Below are 17114 nucleotides of genomic sequence, written 5' to 3'. Positions count from 1 at the left end.
CAGGTGTCCATTGATTGGTGGGGTTCCCCAAGCTGCGGGGTTCGAACCGGAAACTCATCCAGTGTGTGACCACGGGCACATTCGGCGGAGGTGTATGGGGTGCCCCCGCGTCCAAAATCCGCTCCACTTCTTCGCGTTCGCTGTGGTTGCAACCGGCGCGAACGCAGGCAGGTGGAGCAGATTTTCAATCGCGGATAGCCGGTTACCTATATCACGCCGCATTGGTCCTGCAGCAGGAATCTCGGCAGATCGTCGTGAAGTGTGGTGCCTATCCTGTTGCCGTGACCACATCAGGTGAGCCCACGACCTCCGGTCGTATACGAAGCGCTGCGTTCGCTCCGAAAGTGATGTCCGCAGCTGACGCCGTGAAGTTCATTCACCCGGGTGACACCGTCGCCATCAGTGGTTTTGGCAGTGCCGGCACGCCCAAGGTCACCATCCCTGCCCTGGCGGAGCGCATCGAGCACACCCGCGGGCAGGGATCGACATTCACGATCAACCTCCTGACCGGCGCCTCTGTGTCCTCCGAGGCCGAGAAGATTCTCTGCGAAATCGACGGAATCGCGCTGCGCATGCCCTACCAGGCGGAGCCGACTGCCCGGGGCCGGATCAACGATGGCCGCATGGACTACGTCGACATCCACCTCTCGCACGTCGCGCAGCAGGTGTGGGAGGGCTACTACGGCAACGTTGATGTGGCCATCGTCGAGATCGCAGGCATCACCGAGTCGGGTGAATTGATCCCCGCCGCCTCGATCGGCAACAACAAGACCTGGCTTGACGTCGCAGACAAGATCATCCTCGAGGTCAACTCCTGGGTGCCTGAGGCGATGGAAGGCATGCACGACGTGTACTACGGCACCGCGCTGCCGCCGAATCGCAAGCCTCTCGAGATCACCCATGTCGAGCACCGCATTGGCCAGACAACATTTCGGGTCGATCCGGCCAAGGTTGTTGCGGTCGTCGAAACCAACTGCCGCGACAGCGCCAGTCCGGTGAGCGCGCCCGACGCCGTGAGTGAGGCCATCGCCGGCCACGTCCTGGATTTTCTCGATTACGAGGTGCGTGCAGGCCGCTTGCCTGCCGACACCCTCCTCCCGCTGCAGGCCGGTATCGGAAACGTTGCCAACGCAGTGCTCGGTGGCTTGGACCGCGGGCCGTACAAAGGTCTGAATTGTTACTCCGAGGTCCTTCAGGACGGCATGCTTCGCCTGATCAAGGACGGAACCGTCGCCCATGCGTCATCGACGGCCCTGGTCCTGAGTGAAGCCGGCATGGAAGAGCTGACCGCGAACGTCGACTTCTATCGCACTCGCATCACGTTGCGTTCGCAGGAGATCAGCAACCATCCTGAGGTGATCCGTCGTCTCGGCATCATCGCGATGAACGGCATGCTCGAAGCCGACATCTACGGCAACGTGAACTCGACGCACATCATGGGCACGAAGATCATGAACGGCATCGGCGGCTCGGGCGACTTCACCCGCAACGGCTACGTCTCCATGTTCCTGAGCCCGTCGACGGCTCGCGGCGGTGCCATCTCCGCAATCGTCCCGATGGTCCCGCACGTCGACCACACCGAACACGACACGCAGGTGGTTGTCACCGAGCAGGGTTTGGCAGATCTGCGCGGCCTCTCGCCGCGACGTCGGGCACGCCTGATCATCGACAACTGTGCGCACCCCGACTTCCGCCCGTTGCTGCACGACTATCTGTCCCGCGCCGAGGCGATGCCCGATGCGGGGCAAACGCCACACCTACTCGGCGAGGCCTTCGCGTTCCATCAGCGCTACCTCGACACCGGTTCGATGCGGCGGTCGTGAGGTAGCGATGCGTCAGCCGTGCGATAGGCGGCACCGCGACGTGCGCTCGATTGGTCGGCACCGAACAGACTTGGTGCACAGTCCGCCTGCGTAGCGCCCTGGTCCAGACGTTGCTCGACTGGTCCCAGCCGAACTCACTCCTTGCATGCAAGCATGCATGCAAGGAGTAGGATCGCTCGTATGGCGTCATTACAGCCCCCGATCGCAGCAGAGCTCGCCTATACGCACACCAAAGAACGGATACTTCGCGGCGAACTCGCGGGCGGGCAACTCATCAGCGAAGGAGCGATCGGAGCCGAGCTCGGAATCAGCCGGACGCCGGTGCACGAGGCATTTCTGCGCTTGAGCACAGAACAGCTGCTCGACCTCGTGTCTCGTAAAGGTGCGATCGTGCGGCCGATGACTCCCACTGAGGCTGCAGACGTCCTGGCCATGCGAAGAGGTATCGAGAATGCTTCTGCGGGACAGGTATTTTCGGCAGGTGGGCCCAGTGTTCGGATCGTTGCGTTGCTTGGCGAGAACCTGGGGCAACAGGCGGCGCTGGTCGAGTCGGGGGATGTGTCGGGCTTTGTTGCCTGTGATGACGACTTTCATGCGCTGATGGTCGAGGCGTCGGGCAACCCGGTGGCATGCCACTTCTATGATCACCTGCGCAGTCGCCAACAACGATTGCGAAACCTATTGTTGCGCGTCGACCCCGCCAACCTCGCGTCCTCGTTTGCGGACCATCGGGTCCTGGCGGCCTGTTTCATCGGAGGTGACGAGGCCGGTTTCGGAACCGCGTTGACTGCCCATCTCGATCGCTATCAGGGTGCGTTGTGAGTTTACAGACCGAGCGGAGAGACTCGGCCGTCGCTGACGTAGGCCACCGGCGCGCATGGCCTTTTGTGTTCGGAGCGTTGTTCGTTTGCGCGTGGTCGGGAAACCAGTTCAGCCCAATGCTGTTGTTGTACAAGAACGTCGAGCACTACTCGTCGGCAACGGTGACGTTCTTCCTGGGAATCTACGTCCTGGGATTGGTGCCGGCTCTGTTGATCGCGGGAGCGTTGTCTGACAAATTCGGTCAACGGCCGTTGATGTTCGCCGGCGTGTGGTTCGGGCTGATTGCCAGTCTTCTCCTTGGCGCCGGTGAACTCGGTGCATCCGCAATATATGTCGGTCGTTTTCTGGCCGGAATGTCGGTGGGGACGGCGATGGCTGTCGGAACCAGCTGGCTCAAGGAGCTGTCGCAAGCTCCGTACGACCCGGCGGCGGACCGGGGTTCGGGGGCGCGGCGTGCGTCACTTGCCTTCACTCTGGGTTCTGGTCTGGGTGCGTTGATCGCAGGAAGCCTCGCGCAATGGGGGCCGTTGCCCGAGGTCCTTCCGTACCTGGTCCATATCGCGGTGATCGCTCCGTTCGTGTGGTTGATCAGGAAGGCGCCGGAGACGATCGAACGCACCGATGGGCATCGCAGTCTGCGGACCAGGTTCGGGGTGCCCTCGGCCCGGCACCGGCGCTTCATCCGGGTGGTGGCGATCTGCGGGCCGTGGCTGTTCATCGCCTGTGGTCTGTCGTACGGCTATCTCCCTGTTCTACTCGAAGGTGCCACCGGGGGAATGGGTTTGGCATACGCAACCGCGATGAGCGTGGTCGCTCTGGGATCGGGTGCACTGATCCAGCCGATCGCGAAGCGGATCGATTCAGCATCCAGCGCGCGTGGCATGGTTGTTTCTCTGACCACGATGATTGTCGGCCTGGTGGTGATGATCGTTGCGGTCGAGATGAATTCCCCTGTTGTGGGGATTCTCGTGAGCGTGATATTCGGCGTGGGCTTCGGGATCGGGCTCGTCTCGGGTCTGCTGGAAGTGCAGCGGATCGCGCCACCGGAAGATCTGGCGAAGTTGACAGGCGTCTTTTATGCATTGTCGTACACCGGTTTTCTGATGCCAACGATCCTTGCCGCTCTGACACCTCCCTTCACGACCGTTGTGTTGCTGATGGTTCTGACGGTTCTCGCCGTGGCGTCGACGCTGATCGTGATCGTCGGATATCGAAAGCATCTGCCGTCTGACAGTGGAGCGGATATCGGGGTCGTTCGATCCAGATCAGCTCCGTGAACGGTCGATCATCAGTCCGATGATGTGATGGCTTGGGCCATCGACGTCGCGGCGAAGTGGGCGAACTCGGTCGGATCGAGATCGGGGGCCCAACTGTTGACGATGGTGTCTGCCACGCCCCGCAGGCCGGAGAGTACAAACGGCAGCAGTGCCGGATCGTCTTTCAGGCGTAGGCCCTCGACTGATGCCGCCTCCCGGAGTGCGCTGTAGAGCGCGTCGTTGTACTGCTGCGCCGTCTTGCGCACCTCACGGATCGACTCGCGTTCGGCGTGATTGTCACCTTCGATGTCTCGCCAAGTCCCGGCGAAGCGGCCCACCCTGGCCCACTGCCGCGCGGCTTCGGGAATGATGCTCTCAAGCATTGCCGCGACTCCCTGGTCGCGGGGGAGGGCGGTCACAAATATGCGCGATTCGACTTGGCTCTCGCTCAGCAGCGCGACGAAGATGTCTGGCTTGTCCACGAAATACTGATAGATCAGGCCGGTGCTGGTACCTGACAGCTTTGCCACAGACCGAATGGTCAGTGCCGTGTATCCGCCCTCGTCCAACAAGGCTGCTGCCGCATCCAGCGTCCGGCGTCGCCTGGCTTCGGCGTCGCCGTAGATCGACTTTTTTTCCGTTTCACCCACCGGCCAACCGTAGTCGTTTCCACGCACTTTTCAATTGAATGCCGTTGAGGCAGACCCTGATGCGTACTTCCGCAGGCGTTTCGAAGCAGAGAATGAACAATGTTCGAAGTAGGATTGAACAGTGTTCATTCTCGTGTTACGGTTCGATCTATGACCCACGCCACAACGAGTGAGCCGAACCCACCATCGGCGATAACCCAGGGCGAAGACCAGCTTGCAGCAGTCGAGTTCGCCACTGCGGCAGGCCAACTACTCGTCGAGATTCGACGAGATCTCGATACCGCGACTCGCGAATTAAGCGAGATTCGGGACGAAGGGGATCGGCGTAGCCACGAGTTCCTTGTCGATGCGATCGCCCGCAGATTCCCTGGCGACTCGGTCCTGTCCGAGGAAGGCGCCGATGACAAGCGTCGCCTGACTGCCGAGCGGGTGTGGATTGTCGACCCCCTCGACGGAACCCGCGAGTTCGGAGAATTAGGGCGGGCCGACTGGGCCGTCCACGTCGCGCTCGTCGAGCATGGTCAGTTGATTGTCGGCGCAGTGGCGATGCCGGCGCTGGGGACAACGTATTCGACACGCGATGTGGCGGTCACGACACAGACGATTCCCCGCCGCCCTCGGGTCGTTGTCAGCCGCACCCGGCGGCCTGAGCCGGTCATGGCGATGGCCGCGGGTCTCGACGCCGAGCTCATCGAGATGGGGTCGGCCGGAGCGAAGGCGATGTCGGTGGTTCGTGGCGAAGCGGATGTCTACGCCCACGCCGGCGGACAGTACGAGTGGGATTCGGCTGCGCCCGTTGCGGTCGCCCGTGCCGCGGGCCTTCACGTCTCGCGAATCGATGGTTCTGCACTGCGATACAACCAGGTCAACCCCTGGCTGCCCGATCTGCTGATCTGTCGGCCCGAGCTGGCCGCCGATGCATTGGAGCTATTGAAATGACCCAAACATTCACTCGCACACTCACTCACCTCGAACGACTCGAGGCCGAGAGCATCCACATCATGCGCGAAGCCGTTGCCGAGAGCGAAAACCCGGTGATGCTGTACTCGGTCGGCAAGGACAGCGCGGTGATGCTCCATCTGGCTCGCAAGGCGTTTTACCCGTCGCGGCTGCCGTTCCCGCTGCTTCACGTGGACACCACGTGGAAGTTCCGCGAGATGTACAAGCTTCGCGACGAGTCAGCTGCCACAGGTGATTTCGATCTGATCGTCCACAAGAATCCGGAGTGCGTCGAGAAGGGGATCAACCCATTCACGCACGGCTCTGCGACCCACACCGACATGTGGAAGACCGAAGGGCTCAAGCAGGCGCTCGATCTTCACAAGTTCGACGCCGCTTTCGGTGGAGCCCGGCGCGACGAGGAGAAGTCCCGCGCCAAGGAGAGGATCTTTTCGATCCGATCGGCCGAGCACCGGTGGGATCCCAAGCAGCAGCGGCCCGAGCTGTGGCACATGTACAACGTCCGCAAATCCCCTGGCGAGAGCCTGCGCGTGTTCCCGCTGTCGAACTGGACCGAACTCGATGTCTGGGAGTACATCCGGCAGGAGAACATTCCCATCGTGCCGCTCTACTTCGCCGACAAGCGTCCCGTCGTCGAACGCGACGGCACGTTGATCATGGTCGACGACGACCGGATGCCGTTGCGGCCCGGTGAAGTTCCCGAACTCAAGAGCGTGCGTTTCCGGACCCTCGGTTGCTACCCGCTCACCGGTGCGGTCGAGTCGAACGCCACATCGCTGACAGACATCATCCAGGAGATGCTGCTGACCACCACCTCCGAGCGCCAGGGCCGCGTGATCGATCACGACAGCAGCGCGTCGATGGAGAAGAAGAAGCAGGAAGGTTACTTCTGATGACCCACCCATCTGCACTGATCGCCGACGACATCGAGCAGTATCTCGAGCGTCATGCCAACAAGTCCATGCTTCGCTTCATCACCTGCGGCAGTGTCGACGACGGCAAGAGCACGCTGATCGGCCGGTTGCTCTACGAATCTAAACTGGTCTTTGAGGACCAGCTTTCGGCACTTGAAGCCGATTCCAAAAAGGTCGGCACCCAGGGTGAGGGACTCGACTTCGCGCTCCTGGTCGACGGCTTGGCCGCCGAACGCGAGCAAGGCATCACGATCGACGTCGCCTACCGGTATTTCAACACCGAGCGCCGCAAGTTCGTCGTCGCCGACACCCCCGGCCACGAGCAGTACACCCGAAACATGGTCACCGGTGCCTCGACCGCAGATCTCGCGGTGATTCTCATCGATGCCCGCAAAGGCGTGCTCACCCAGACACGTCGGCACTCTTATCTGGTGTCGTTGCTCGGCATCCGCCACGTGGTGCTCGCTGTCAACAAGCTTGATCTCGTGGACTATTCGCAGGACGTCTTCGACAAGATCACCAAAGACTACCGGGCGTTCGCCGCGGAAATCGGGCTCGAGGGCATCGTCGCGATCCCGCTGTCCGCTTACCACGGCGACAATCTCACTGAACGCAGCGCCAACACGCCGTGGTATCAGGGGCCCACACTGATCGAACATCTCGAGACCGTGGAGATCTCCAACGAGCTCCACCAGAGCCCCTTTCGCATGCCCGTCCAGTGGGTCAATCGACCCGACTTGGACTTTCGGGGATTTTCGGGGCAGATCGTCGGGGGTATGGTGCGGCCGGGTGATCGGCTGAGAGTTCTTCCGAGCGGCAAGGAATCGGCCGTGGCACGCATCGTCACGATGGGAGCTGACCTCGACGAGGCGATAGCTGGGCAGTCTGTGACCATCACTCTCGACGATGAGATCGATATCAGCCGGGGCGATGTGTTGGCGGCGGTGGACGCGCTGCCGGGTCTGGCAGACCAGTTCGAGACGCACGTGGTGTGGATGGGCGAAGACGCGATGTTGCCCGAACGTCCGTACCTGTGCCAGATCGGGACGATGACGGTGCAGGCGCGCATCACCAAGCCGAAATACAAGGTGAATGTCAACACGCTCGAACAGACGGCGACAAACACCTTGGCGCTCAACGAGATCGGCGTGTGCAACATCAGCTTCGACCGGCCGGTGCCGTTCGATGTCTATACCGCGAACCGGGACACCGGCGGTTTCATCCTGATCGACCGGTTGACCAACACCACCGTTGGCGCCGGAATGATCACGCACTCGCTGCGCCGATCGGACAACATTCACTGGCAAGCCGTGGATGTCAACGAACAGGCACGATCAAAGCTCAAAAACCATGAGCCCCACGTGGTGTGGTTTACCGGGCTCTCCGGTTCGGGTAAGTCGACCATCGCCAACGAACTCGAAAGGCAGCTGTACGGACTGGGCTGCCACACCTACCTGCTCGATGGCGACAACGTACGGCACGGCCTGGGTCGTGACCTCGGGTTCACCGAAGCCGACAGGGTGGAGAACATCCGGCGGGTGACCGAGGTCGCCAGGCTGATGGTGGACGCCGGCCTGATCGTATTGGCTTCGTTCATCTCACCGTTCGGAGCCGAGCGGCAAGCTGCCCGCGAGGTGATCGGGTCCGAGAAATTCTGCGAAGTCTTCATCGACACCCCGATGGAACTTGCCGAGAGTCGAGACCCGAAGGGCCTCTACAAGAAGGCGCGTCGAGGAGAGCTGGCCAACTTCACCGGCATCGACTCTCCGTACGAGGCGCCCGAGAATCCAGATCTTCACATCGACACCACCACAACGTCTTCGAAAGAATCCGTCAGGCAGATCATCGATCACCTGCGCAGCCGTGGTGCGATCGCCTGAAGACGCTTCCCGAGTTCACCCACCCATCACAGAAGGAGTGTCTCTTGCCCACAAGAAACGAAATCTGTTCGGCACTCGAGTCGTACGTAAAGTATCTGGGTAACCATGACGTGGATCAACTGGTGTCGCTCTTCGCGGACGACGCGGTGCAGCATGAGCCGCTCGGTGTGCAGACCTACCGCGGCGTAGAGGAGATCCGGGGATTCGGCACCGAGAATGCGAAGGTCGACTTCACGGTCAGCCGCTACTCGCCGATCACCGTCACCGGCCGCTACGCGGCCATGCAGATCTGCGTGCAGCGTACGGGCATGCCCGACTTCTTGGCCACTGATCTATTCGAGTTCGACGAGCACGGCAAGATCGCCTCGCTCAGCGTCGTTCTGGACCCGCAGGCGCACGTCACTGCGCCCGGACAACCATGACTGTGTCGCCACCGCTGCCTGGCTCGACGCAACTGCTCGAGGACAAGGTCGTGGTGATCTCGGGTGTGGGGCCTGGTCTGGGCCGTGCGATCGCACTCCGCAGTGCCGAAGCAGGCGCTGCTGTGGTGCTCGCCGCACGGACCGCTGGACGGATCGAGGAGATCGCCGAGGAGATTCGCAGCGCCGGTGGTGACGCTGAAGCGGTACCGACCGACCTGACCGACTCCGCGTCGATCATCGAGCTGGCCGCGCGCGCCCAGTCGAGGTACGGCCGAGTTGATGTGCTGATTCACAACGGGTTTGTGATGCCTGCGCACGGGCGACTGCTTGATGCGGAGGTCGGCGCGTTACGCGCAGGTATGGACATCAACCTGCTTGCGGCGCTCGATCTCGCCCAAGCCTTCGCGCCCGGGCTGATCGCGTCGAGAGGTTCGGTGGTGATGATCAACTCGATGGTGCTCCGAAACCAATTGCCCGATCTGGGGGCATACCGGGTCATGAAGACCGGACTACTGGCTCTGGCCCGCAGTCTGTCCGTCGAGTTGGGGCCGCAGGGTGTCCGCGTCAATTCTGTTGCACCGGGATATATCTGGGCGGACTCGGTCCAGGCCATGTTCGAGGATCAGGCGCAGAAGCGGGGCGTCACGCCGCAGCAGATCTACGACGAAACGGCCTCGGGTACCGATCTGCGTCGCCTGCCTGAGCCCGGCGACATCGCGAACGCAGTGGTGTTCCTGGCCTCTGACTCTGCGCGAGCCATCACGGGCCAGTGCCTGGACGTCAACTGCGGACAAACCCACCACTGATCAACTCAGACAAGGAAGTACTGATGACAAACGATTACGACGGTATTGGTTCGATCGAGAACCTGCATCAGAGCGCAATCGATGCCACCGGCTACGACGACTTCGGTGGCGGCGAGTACCGCGCCGGTCTGGAGGTTCTTCTCGGTTCATTCGCGACCGAGGCCGATCTCACCCCGCACGGCCGGTTGATTGCACGCAAGATGATCATCAGTGCGCTTTCGGGCCGACTGATCAGTGAGGCGGGATTCGCCCGTCACCCCGAGCACGCCGATGTTGCAGTTGAACGACCCATCTTTGTTTCCGGCATCACGCGAACCGGTAGCACAGCGCTTCATCGCCTGCTCAGCGCCGACCCATCACATCAAGGCGTCGAGATGTGGTTGGCCGAGTCTCCGCAGCCCAGACCCGCCCGTGGCCGGTGGGCACAGAACAAGGACTTCCTGCGATCGGATGCCCTCTATCGCTCACGCCAGGCAAAGGAAACCGACCTGATGAAGGTGCACTTCATGGGAGCCGAAGAAGTCGAAGAATGCTGGCGACTGCTGCAACAGACGATGTTGTCGATCTCTTTTGAATGTGTCGCGTACGTGCCGTCCTACTCGCGGTGGCTGGCCGAACAGGACTGGACCGCGACCTATGAACGGCACAAGAAGAATCTGCAGCTGATCGGTGTGAACGACACCGATCGGCGGTGGGTGCTCAAGAGTCCGAGTCACGTCTTCGCGATCGATGAGATCATGAACGTCTATCCGGATGCGTTGATAGTGCGAACTTTCCGTGATCCGACGACGTCGATGGCGTCGACGTTCAGTCTCGCGGAGCAGGGTAAGCACGACATGTCGGATGCGTTCGACCGGGCGACAATCGGCCGTACCCAGCTCGACCTGTGGGCCCGCGGCAATGCAGACTTCAACCGGGCTCGAGCTCGTTACAACCCGGAACAATTCATAGACGTGGACTTCAAGGACTTCGTGGCCGACCCGATTGGCACGATCGAGACCATTTACACGCAATTTTCGTTGCCGTTCACAGATGAAGCGCGCACCGCCGTCGCCGCCTCGCATCAAGCCAGCCTCGCCGAACATCGGCGCCCGGCGCATCAGTATTCCCTCGAAGACTTCGGTGTCACCGTCGCCGACGTCGAGGCCAAGTTTGCGGTCACCACCGTGTGACGCTCCTGCCGTGACCATTTCGACAACAAGAGGACTTTCATGAATGACGTTTGGGAAAAGTACTGCGCAGACCTGCTCGATCTCGGCAAAATGTTCGACGACGAGATCGTCCCGCAGGATTCGCTCACGCAGGCCGAGGGCGCACGCTACCTGACCCGGCTGCTGCGCTACGCGACAATCAATTGTGTCGAGTACACGGATCCGCGGTGGCCTCAGTTCACATCTGCGCCCAACCCGAACATGATGACCAAGATCGGCGCCGACAACCCCGACAACATCTATATGCGGGCCAACATATCCGGGAAGTACCGCTACCGGATCACGGGCACCCGCGGCACGGTTCCGCTGGTGACGTTCGGATCGCGCGTCAACCGCTACCATATCGACGGCACCATGATGCAAACCGGTGATCTACATGTGCACGACCTGGAAGTCGATGAGAGCGGTCGGTTCTCGTTCATTGCCAGCGTCGACAAGCCTGCCGAGGGCGCATGGCTGCCGATGGCACCGGACAGCAACCTCATCTCGGTCCGGCAGACTTATCGGGATCGTCGCAGCGAGTTCCCCGCGGAGCTGGCCATCGAATGCCTGGACCCCGACGGCGTTTTCGAGCCGCTGAGCACCGAAGAAATGGGGCAGCGCCTCGACAAGGCGGTCGCCATGGTCCGGGGCACGGCGGGTACCTTCCTCGAATGGGCCCGTACGTTCCAGCCGGAGCCCAACGAGATTTTCGACCGAGGGCAGGAGACCTTTCAGAACGCCGGTGGCGATCCGACGATCTTCTACTTGCACGGCTACTGGAAGCTCGCCGAGGACGAAGCGTGGGTCATCGAGACCGAGGTTCCGAACTGCGAGTACTTCAACTTTGTGCTGCAGAACTTCTGGGTCGAATCCCTCGACTACAACCGGACGAACATCTACATCAACAACCACACCGCGAAACTGAACGACGACGGCACACTGACCATCGTGGTGGCGGCGAAGGATCCCGGCTATGGCAACTGGATCAACACCGATTCTCATGCGGAGGGGACGTGGGCCATGCGTTGGATCAAGGCCGATTCGCATCCGATCCCGACATCGAAGGTAGTGAAGCTGTGAGGTCACACTTGTGAGATGGGCACTACCTGCGGCGATGATGGCGGCCGAAGATCTTCCGGCGTTGGCACGCGTCGCCGACGAATGTGGCTATGACGCGATCGCGATGCCGGACTCGGTGTTCTACCCGGAGACGATCTCGGCGGGCTATCCGTATTCCGCCGACGGCAAACGCATGTGGACCGGCCAGACCCCGATGCCTGATCCCTTGATCGCGATGACGGCGATGGCGGCGATCACGCAGCGGTTGCGCTTCTACACCAACGTGCTGAAGTTGCCGTTGCGGGAACCGCTGGTGCTGGCGAAACAGATCGCGACCATGGCGGTGATGTCGAACAACAGGATCGGTGTCGGTGTTGGTCTGTCGTGGATTCCTGAGGAGTTCCGGTTTACCGGCACCGAGATGCGAACCCGCGGAGCCCGTACCGATGAGGCACTCGAGATCCTGAAGGCCGTCTGTGGCGGCGGCGGTCCCGAGTGGGTCGAGTACCATGGTAAGCACTACGATTTCGATCGTTTGATGATGAGTCCAGCTCCGGACCAACCGGTTCCAATCTATGTCGGTGGGCACAGTGAGCCGGCTTTGCGTCGCGCCGCACGGCTTGCAGATGGATGGATCTCAGTCAACACCGACGTGGCAAAACTGCGGGTCGCCATCGATCGATTGACAGAATTGCGTACCGAATATGGTCGTGAAGAAGTGACTTTCGAAATCGATGCCTCACCGACTGATGTCCACGACATCGATGGATACCGGGCTCTCGCCGACATCGGCGTCACCCGGTGTCGGGTGATGCCATGGCGGCTTTATGATGCCGACCCGACCGACCGCCAGGCAAAACTTGACGCAGTTCGCCGATTTGCCGACGACTGTATGGACAAGTCCACATCTGCAGACCGCCCGTGAAATCGGTGACCGGACGGTCGCGGTCACATCGGACGGGTGGGACGGTCCGATGGTCGTCGCTCCCGTTGGCCGGGATCGCCCGTGTCTGAAACTCGGAAAGTGCGTAATACATAGGTGTTACAGCGTTTTTCGTGAGGAGACAACATATGGCCGACAGTTCATCCATCATGCCCATCCCGTCGGGGGAGATCACCGAGTGGGCTTTTGAGGCCGACGTGGTCATCGCCGGTTTCGGAGTTGCCGGCGCAGCGGCTGCGGTGGGCGCGGCGCAGGCCGGTGCCGAGGTTCTGGTGCTCGAACGCACCGGGGGATGGGGCGGGGCCGCGGCCATGGCAGGCGGCTTCATCTACATGGGTGGCGGCACTCCGCTACAGAAGGCCTGCGGGTTCGACGACACCGTCGAGGCCATGAAGGCCTTCATGAAAGCCGCGTTGGGACCCGGTGTCGATGAAGCGAAGATCGACATCTACTGCGAGGGCAGTGTGGATCATTACCACTGGCTCGTCGACGAGTGTGGCGTTCCGTTCAAGGAGAGCTTCTGGGGCGAACCCGGTTGGGAACCACCGGGAGACGACGGCCTGCAATACACCGGCGGTGAGAATGCAGCACCGTTCAATGCGACGATCCCGCCGGCGCCCCGCGGCCATGTGCCGCAGATGAAAGACAAACACGTCAGCGCCGAGAAGGGTGGCGGCTACATGTTGATGAAGCCGCTCACGGACAAAGCCACCGACCTGGGTGTGAAAGCCGAATACGACATGCGCGTACAGGCTTTGATCGTCGACGAAACGGGACGTGTGGTCGGTGTGCAGGCCAAGCAGTACGGCCACAGCGTCGCGGTGCGGGCGCGCAAAGGCGTGGTACTCGCCACCGGCAGCTTTGCCTACAACACCACGATGGTCGAGTCCTTCGCGCCTCGACTGATCAATCGACCGGCCGCCTCGATCGAGGAGCACGACGGCCGGGCGATCCGCATGTCGCAGTCGATCGGTGCCGACCTGGCGCACATGGATGCCACCGAGGTCGCCTTCTTCTGCGACCCGCAACTGTTCATCCGGGGCATCCTGGTCAACGGGCGTGGTCAGAGATTCATCAACGAGGACACCTACCCCGGACGCGTCGGGCAGGCTGTGCTCATCGAGAACCAGAACCAGGCATATCTGGTCCTCGACGAGGCAGCGTATGAGGAAGCGCTGACGCGGCCGACGTCGAGCCCGCAGCTGCGTCGTCAACCGACGTGGGTTGCCGAGACGGTCGAAGAGCTCGAGTCCGAGATGGGTTTGCCCGCAGGGGCTTTGCAGTCGACTGTCGAGCTCTACAACCGACATGCGGTGGTCGGCGAGGATCCGCTGTTCGGCAAGAAAGCCGAGTGGGTCAAGCCGATCGGATCGCCGATTGCGGCCATCGATCTGCGCGGCATGACAGGTGGATTCACGTTGGGCGGTCTGCGCACGAGCCTCGACTCCGAGGTGTTGCACGTATCCGGTGATCCGATCCCGGGCCTGTACGCAGCGGGTCGATCGACTGCGGGCGTGTGTGCCGGCGGGTACGCCAGCGGAGCCTCACTCGGCGACGGTAGCTACTTCGGTCGGCGTGCGGGTATCGCGGCTGCCGCGAACTGATCGATTGGAATTGCCGCCGATCCCGGGAACGACACGGGATCGGCGGCAAAGCTTTTCAGCGCAGGCTGCCTTCGTGGACTGCCCGGTCGAACGCGGTCAACGGTGCGCCCGAGCGCAGGGTGCTCGCCAAAGCCGGGTCGGCCAGATGTAGACGTCCGATGGCGATCAGGTCGAACTCACCGGAACTGATCCGCTGCTCTACGTCACCGATGTTGTCGACCACCGGGGCGGCACCCTCAATACGACTGTCCCGCAGTGACTTACCGAGTCCTACGCTGCCGACGGCCATCGAGTGGGCACCGGTGAGTTTTTTGGCCCACCCGGCAAGAGACACACCACTTCCGGCGAAAACCGGTGCATCGAAGCGGCGGTTGCTGGCGTCGAACACATCGACTCCGGCATCGGAGAGTGCGCCGAGAACGACGCCGAGTTCGTCAGGGGTCTCGGCGATGCGTGCGGTGTAGTCCTGCTGTTTGTGCTGGGAGAACCGGTAGAAGATCGGAAGATCGTCGCCGATGGCCACCCGGATTGCTGCGACGACCTCGACCGGGAAGCGGGTGCGGGCCAACAGATCTCCGCCCCATGCGTCGTCGCGGGTGTTGGTCCCATGCCACACGAATGAGTCGAGCAGGTAGCCGTGGCCGCCGTGCAAGGCGATGCCGTCGAAACCGGCTGCGACGGCGTTGCGTGCCGCTTGAACATAGGCCGCGATGACGTCAGCGATGTCTTCTTCGGTCATCGGTTCGGTCGGCTGCGCTGCGCTCGCGACGTATTCGTCCGAGTAGGACGTCGTGCCGACGGGACCCCACAGGCCGGACGGACGCATGGGCTTGATCGCCGGGTCGACCTTGCTCATGGCGCCCCAGAGCGGTCCGACGTGCCAGAGCTGCGGAATGATCTTGCCCCCGGCGGCGTGTACACCGTCGACCACCGCGCGCCATCCGGCCAGGGCGTCGTCGCCGTACATGTGTGGCACGTTGGCATTGTCGACGGCGGAAGGATGCTCGATGGCAACGCCCTCGGTCACGATCAACCCGGTGCCGCCCTCGGCGCGACGCGTGTAGTACTGCGCCACATCGGGTCCGGGAACACCTGCGGGCGAGGATGATCGGGTCATCGGCGACATCGCGATGCGGTTGGCGAGTTCGAGCGAGCGAATCTTCAGCGGCTCGAAGAGTACGGAGTCATTGTTGTTCATACGTTCACAGCGCTTTCATGAAGCGGAAGAATCCGGGTGACGAGTCGACGCGCAAGCGGGTGAGGGTTCGGTAGCTGATCAGCCACCGTCCGTCTACTTTTCGGTATTCCTCGTGGTAGTGGCCGTAACCGTGAAGGTGGAGCTCTTCGTCACCGTCGTGCCACCACAGCATGTCTTCCATCGCCCAGATTCCCCGCGCGGTGGTGTCGGAGGTCAGTTCGATTTCGGGAGTGTGTCCGTGATGGGCGGTCGTGACGCTGACGGGTCCGTCGAGCAGGTTGCGGATCGCCTCGGCCAACTTCTCCTTGCCGACAATGCGGTTCGCAGTGTCGCCGGTGCGGGGTTGTTTGTCTTCCGGCAGCCCGCCCCACGTCTCGCTCACGACATCATCGGTGTGTAGCGGCGCGTACTCGTGCCACTGTTTGGTGTCCATGCACCGGAGTCGGGCCGCGAAGAGCTGCTTGATCTCCTCTATGGCGAGAACAGCTTCGGCAGCCGACAACGAGTGCGATGGGGGAGAAGCCTGCGACATGAACTAGAGCTTGCGGCCGGTGGCGGGCGAGGGTCAATCGCCGTCCCGCTCAGTGGCAACGCCGCATACCGGCCGCAAGTACTACGGTTCGTCGGCTCAGACGCTTGCCGGCTCGGTCGCCAGCGCGACCTCCTCGAGTGCGGCGACGCTGTAGGCGGCGTACGTCTCGTACGGTCCGCGTCCCGAGAAGTACGGGGTGAGCTGATCGTTGAGTTCTTCCACGGAGAACGCCGAGCCTGCGGCGTCGAAACGGTTCTCCACCTTGGGTGCTTCCATCAACGCGACCATCTTGCCGTAGACCACGAATACCTGTCCGTTGATCTCATCGGACGCAGGAGAGGCGAGGTAGCAGACCAGCGTTGCCACGCGTTCGGGTGCGAGCGGATCGAGTTCGGCGGTACCGGTGTTCTCGCCGAAGGCCTGGGCGGTCATCGCGGTGCGCGCCCGCGGGCAGATGGCGTTCGCACGGATTCCGTAGCGGGACAGGCCCTGCGCCGTTGAGAGTGTCAGCGCGGTGATCCCGGCCTTGGCTGCCGAGTAGTTGGGCTGACCGGCCGCTCCGAACAGGAATGCCTCCGAGGAGGTGTTGATGACCCGACCGAAAACCGGAGCGCCCGCGGCCTTGCTGGCAGCGCGCCAGTGGACGGCCGCCGCACGGGAGGTGGCGGCGTGGCCTTTGAGGTGGACGCGGATCACGTCGTCCCAGTCGGACTCGGACAGGTTGAAGATCATCTTGTCGCGGACGATCCCGGCATTGTTGACCAGGATGTCGAACGATCCGAATGTGGAAACTGCCGTGTCGACGAGACGCTCACCGAGCGACCAGTCGGAGACGTCGCCGGTCAGAGCCACTGCCTGCCCGCCGGCGGCGATGATCTCCTCGGCAACGGTGTGCGCGTTCTCGCCCATGTCGTTGACGACAACAGCAGCACCCGCCGCGGCGAGGGCGAGCGCCTCTGCACGCCCGAGGCCGGCCCCCGCGCCGGTGACGACGGCTGTGCGGCCGGACAGATCGAGTGTTTCCACCATGTTGAGCTCCTCATAGATTGCGT

The 17114-nt window shown here is 62.2% G+C and carries 16 protein-coding genes; 12 read left to right on the top strand and 4 right to left on the bottom strand.

Going from position 1 to position 17114, the window contains the following annotated elements; all coding sequences use genetic code 11:
* Positions 1–281 precede the first annotated feature (281 nt).
* The 3 genes from scpC to AC1D75_RS25545 all read left to right on the top strand — a co-directional run bounded on the left by scpC (position 282) and on the right by AC1D75_RS25545 (position 3922).
* A complete protein-coding gene (gene scpC, locus AC1D75_RS25555) occupies positions 282–1823 on the top strand; it encodes a succinyl-CoA:acetate CoA-transferase ScpC (protein WP_495518120.1) in 1542 nt (513 codons plus the stop codon).
* A 180-nt stretch (positions 1824–2003) separates the two neighbouring features.
* Entirely contained in the window at positions 2004–2645 is a 642-nt protein-coding gene (locus AC1D75_RS25550; RefSeq protein WP_495518119.1) for a GntR family transcriptional regulator, read from the top strand.
* Positions 2642–3922 carry an MFS transporter gene (locus AC1D75_RS25545; protein ID WP_495518118.1) on the top strand — a complete coding sequence of 427 codons (1281 nt, stop codon included), beginning with the start codon at positions 2642–2644 and terminating at the stop codon, positions 3920–3922. Before AC1D75_RS25550 ends, AC1D75_RS25545 begins: the two co-directional genes overlap by 4 nt.
* A gap of 11 nt (positions 3923–3933) precedes the next feature.
* Here AC1D75_RS25545 and AC1D75_RS25540 read toward each other — a convergent pair whose 3' ends face one another.
* Positions 3934–4551, bottom strand: a complete 618-nt coding sequence (locus AC1D75_RS25540) for a TetR/AcrR family transcriptional regulator (RefSeq protein ID WP_495518117.1) — start codon at positions 4549–4551, stop codon at positions 3934–3936.
* Between the two features lie 150 nt (positions 4552–4701).
* Here AC1D75_RS25540 and AC1D75_RS25535 point away from each other — a divergent pair, with 150 nt between their 5' ends.
* The 9 genes from AC1D75_RS25535 to AC1D75_RS25495 all read left to right on the top strand — a co-directional run bounded on the left by AC1D75_RS25535 (position 4702) and on the right by AC1D75_RS25495 (position 14332).
* Complete coding sequence (locus tag AC1D75_RS25535) at positions 4702–5490, top strand: 3'(2'),5'-bisphosphate nucleotidase CysQ (protein ID WP_495518116.1); 789 nt, start codon at positions 4702–4704, stop codon at positions 5488–5490.
* Positions 5487–6404, top strand: coding sequence for a sulfate adenylyltransferase subunit CysD (gene cysD / locus AC1D75_RS25530; protein WP_495518115.1), 918 nt, complete (start codon positions 5487–5489; stop codon positions 6402–6404). Before AC1D75_RS25535 ends, cysD begins: the two co-directional genes overlap by 4 nt.
* A complete protein-coding gene (gene cysN, locus AC1D75_RS25525; RefSeq protein ID WP_495518114.1) occupies positions 6404–8305 on the top strand; it encodes a sulfate adenylyltransferase subunit CysN in 1902 nt (633 codons plus the stop codon). Before cysD ends, cysN begins: the two co-directional genes overlap by 1 nt.
* Before the next feature lie 44 nt (positions 8306–8349).
* Positions 8350–8727 carry a nuclear transport factor 2 family protein gene (locus AC1D75_RS25520; protein WP_495518113.1) on the top strand — a complete coding sequence of 126 codons (378 nt, stop codon included), beginning with the start codon at positions 8350–8352 and terminating at the stop codon, positions 8725–8727.
* Positions 8724–9533 carry an SDR family oxidoreductase gene (locus AC1D75_RS25515; RefSeq protein ID WP_495518112.1) on the top strand — a complete coding sequence of 270 codons (810 nt, stop codon included), beginning with the start codon at positions 8724–8726 and terminating at the stop codon, positions 9531–9533. Before AC1D75_RS25520 ends, AC1D75_RS25515 begins: the two co-directional genes overlap by 4 nt.
* A 23-nt stretch (positions 9534–9556) precedes the next feature.
* Positions 9557–10705: a sulfotransferase family protein gene (locus AC1D75_RS25510; RefSeq protein WP_495518111.1), complete on the top strand. Its 1149-nt coding sequence runs from the start codon at positions 9557–9559 to the stop codon at positions 10703–10705.
* A 39-nt stretch (positions 10706–10744) separates the two neighbouring features.
* Positions 10745–11806 carry a DUF1214 domain-containing protein gene (locus AC1D75_RS25505; protein WP_482144506.1) on the top strand — a complete coding sequence of 354 codons (1062 nt, stop codon included), beginning with the start codon at positions 10745–10747 and terminating at the stop codon, positions 11804–11806.
* 10 nt (positions 11807–11816) lie between these two features.
* Positions 11817–12710: a TIGR03619 family F420-dependent LLM class oxidoreductase gene (locus AC1D75_RS25500; RefSeq protein ID WP_495518110.1), complete on the top strand. Its 894-nt coding sequence runs from the start codon at positions 11817–11819 to the stop codon at positions 12708–12710.
* Between the two features lie 146 nt (positions 12711–12856).
* The gene (locus AC1D75_RS25495; protein ID WP_495518109.1) at positions 12857–14332 is read left to right on the top strand and encodes an FAD-dependent oxidoreductase; all 1476 of its coding nucleotides are present in this window, start codon (positions 12857–12859) and stop codon (positions 14330–14332) included.
* Between the two features lie 55 nt (positions 14333–14387).
* Here AC1D75_RS25495 and AC1D75_RS25490 read toward each other — a convergent pair whose 3' ends face one another.
* The 3 genes from AC1D75_RS25490 to AC1D75_RS25480 all read right to left on the bottom strand — a co-directional run bounded on the left by AC1D75_RS25490 (position 14388) and on the right by AC1D75_RS25480 (position 17091).
* Positions 14388–15530 (bottom strand): NADH:flavin oxidoreductase, encoded by a 1143-nt coding sequence (locus tag AC1D75_RS25490; protein WP_495518108.1) that lies wholly within the window; start codon positions 15528–15530, stop codon positions 14388–14390.
* 4 nt (positions 15531–15534) lie between these two features.
* Positions 15535–16062, bottom strand: coding sequence for a nuclear transport factor 2 family protein (locus AC1D75_RS25485; protein WP_495518107.1), 528 nt, complete (start codon positions 16060–16062; stop codon positions 15535–15537).
* 96 nt (positions 16063–16158) lie between these two features.
* The gene (locus AC1D75_RS25480; RefSeq protein ID WP_495518106.1) at positions 16159–17091 is read right to left on the bottom strand and encodes a 3-oxoacyl-ACP reductase; all 933 of its coding nucleotides are present in this window, start codon (positions 17089–17091) and stop codon (positions 16159–16161) included.
* Positions 17092–17114 lie beyond the last annotated feature (23 nt).

It is taken from the genome of Williamsia sp. Y712 (assembly GCF_059445525.1).
This window is presented reverse-complemented; position numbering and strand designations above follow the sequence as displayed.

Coding starts and splice junctions, on each gene's coding strand:
- AC1D75_RS25550 (WP_495518119.1), top strand. CDS start 2,004: ATGGCGTCATTACAGCCCCCGATCGCAGCAGAGCTCGCCTATACGCAC.
- AC1D75_RS25535 (WP_495518116.1), top strand. CDS start 4,702: ATGACCCACGCCACAACGAGTGAGCCGAACCCACCATCGGCGATAACC.
- cysD (WP_495518115.1), top strand. CDS start 5,487: ATGACCCAAACATTCACTCGCACACTCACTCACCTCGAACGACTCGAG.
- cysN (WP_495518114.1), top strand. CDS start 6,404: ATGACCCACCCATCTGCACTGATCGCCGACGACATCGAGCAGTATCTC.
- AC1D75_RS25515 (WP_495518112.1), top strand. CDS start 8,724: ATGACTGTGTCGCCACCGCTGCCTGGCTCGACGCAACTGCTCGAGGAC.
- AC1D75_RS25510 (WP_495518111.1), top strand. CDS start 9,557: ATGACAAACGATTACGACGGTATTGGTTCGATCGAGAACCTGCATCAG.
- AC1D75_RS25505 (WP_482144506.1), top strand. CDS start 10,745: ATGAATGACGTTTGGGAAAAGTACTGCGCAGACCTGCTCGATCTCGGC.
- AC1D75_RS25495 (WP_495518109.1), top strand. CDS start 12,857: ATGGCCGACAGTTCATCCATCATGCCCATCCCGTCGGGGGAGATCACC.
- AC1D75_RS25490 (WP_495518108.1), bottom strand. CDS start 15,530: ATGAACAACAATGACTCCGTACTCTTCGAGCCGCTGAAGATTCGCTCG.
- AC1D75_RS25485 (WP_495518107.1), bottom strand. CDS start 16,062: ATGTCGCAGGCTTCTCCCCCATCGCACTCGTTGTCGGCTGCCGAAGCT.
- AC1D75_RS25480 (WP_495518106.1), bottom strand. CDS start 17,091: ATGGTGGAAACACTCGATCTGTCCGGCCGCACAGCCGTCGTCACCGGC.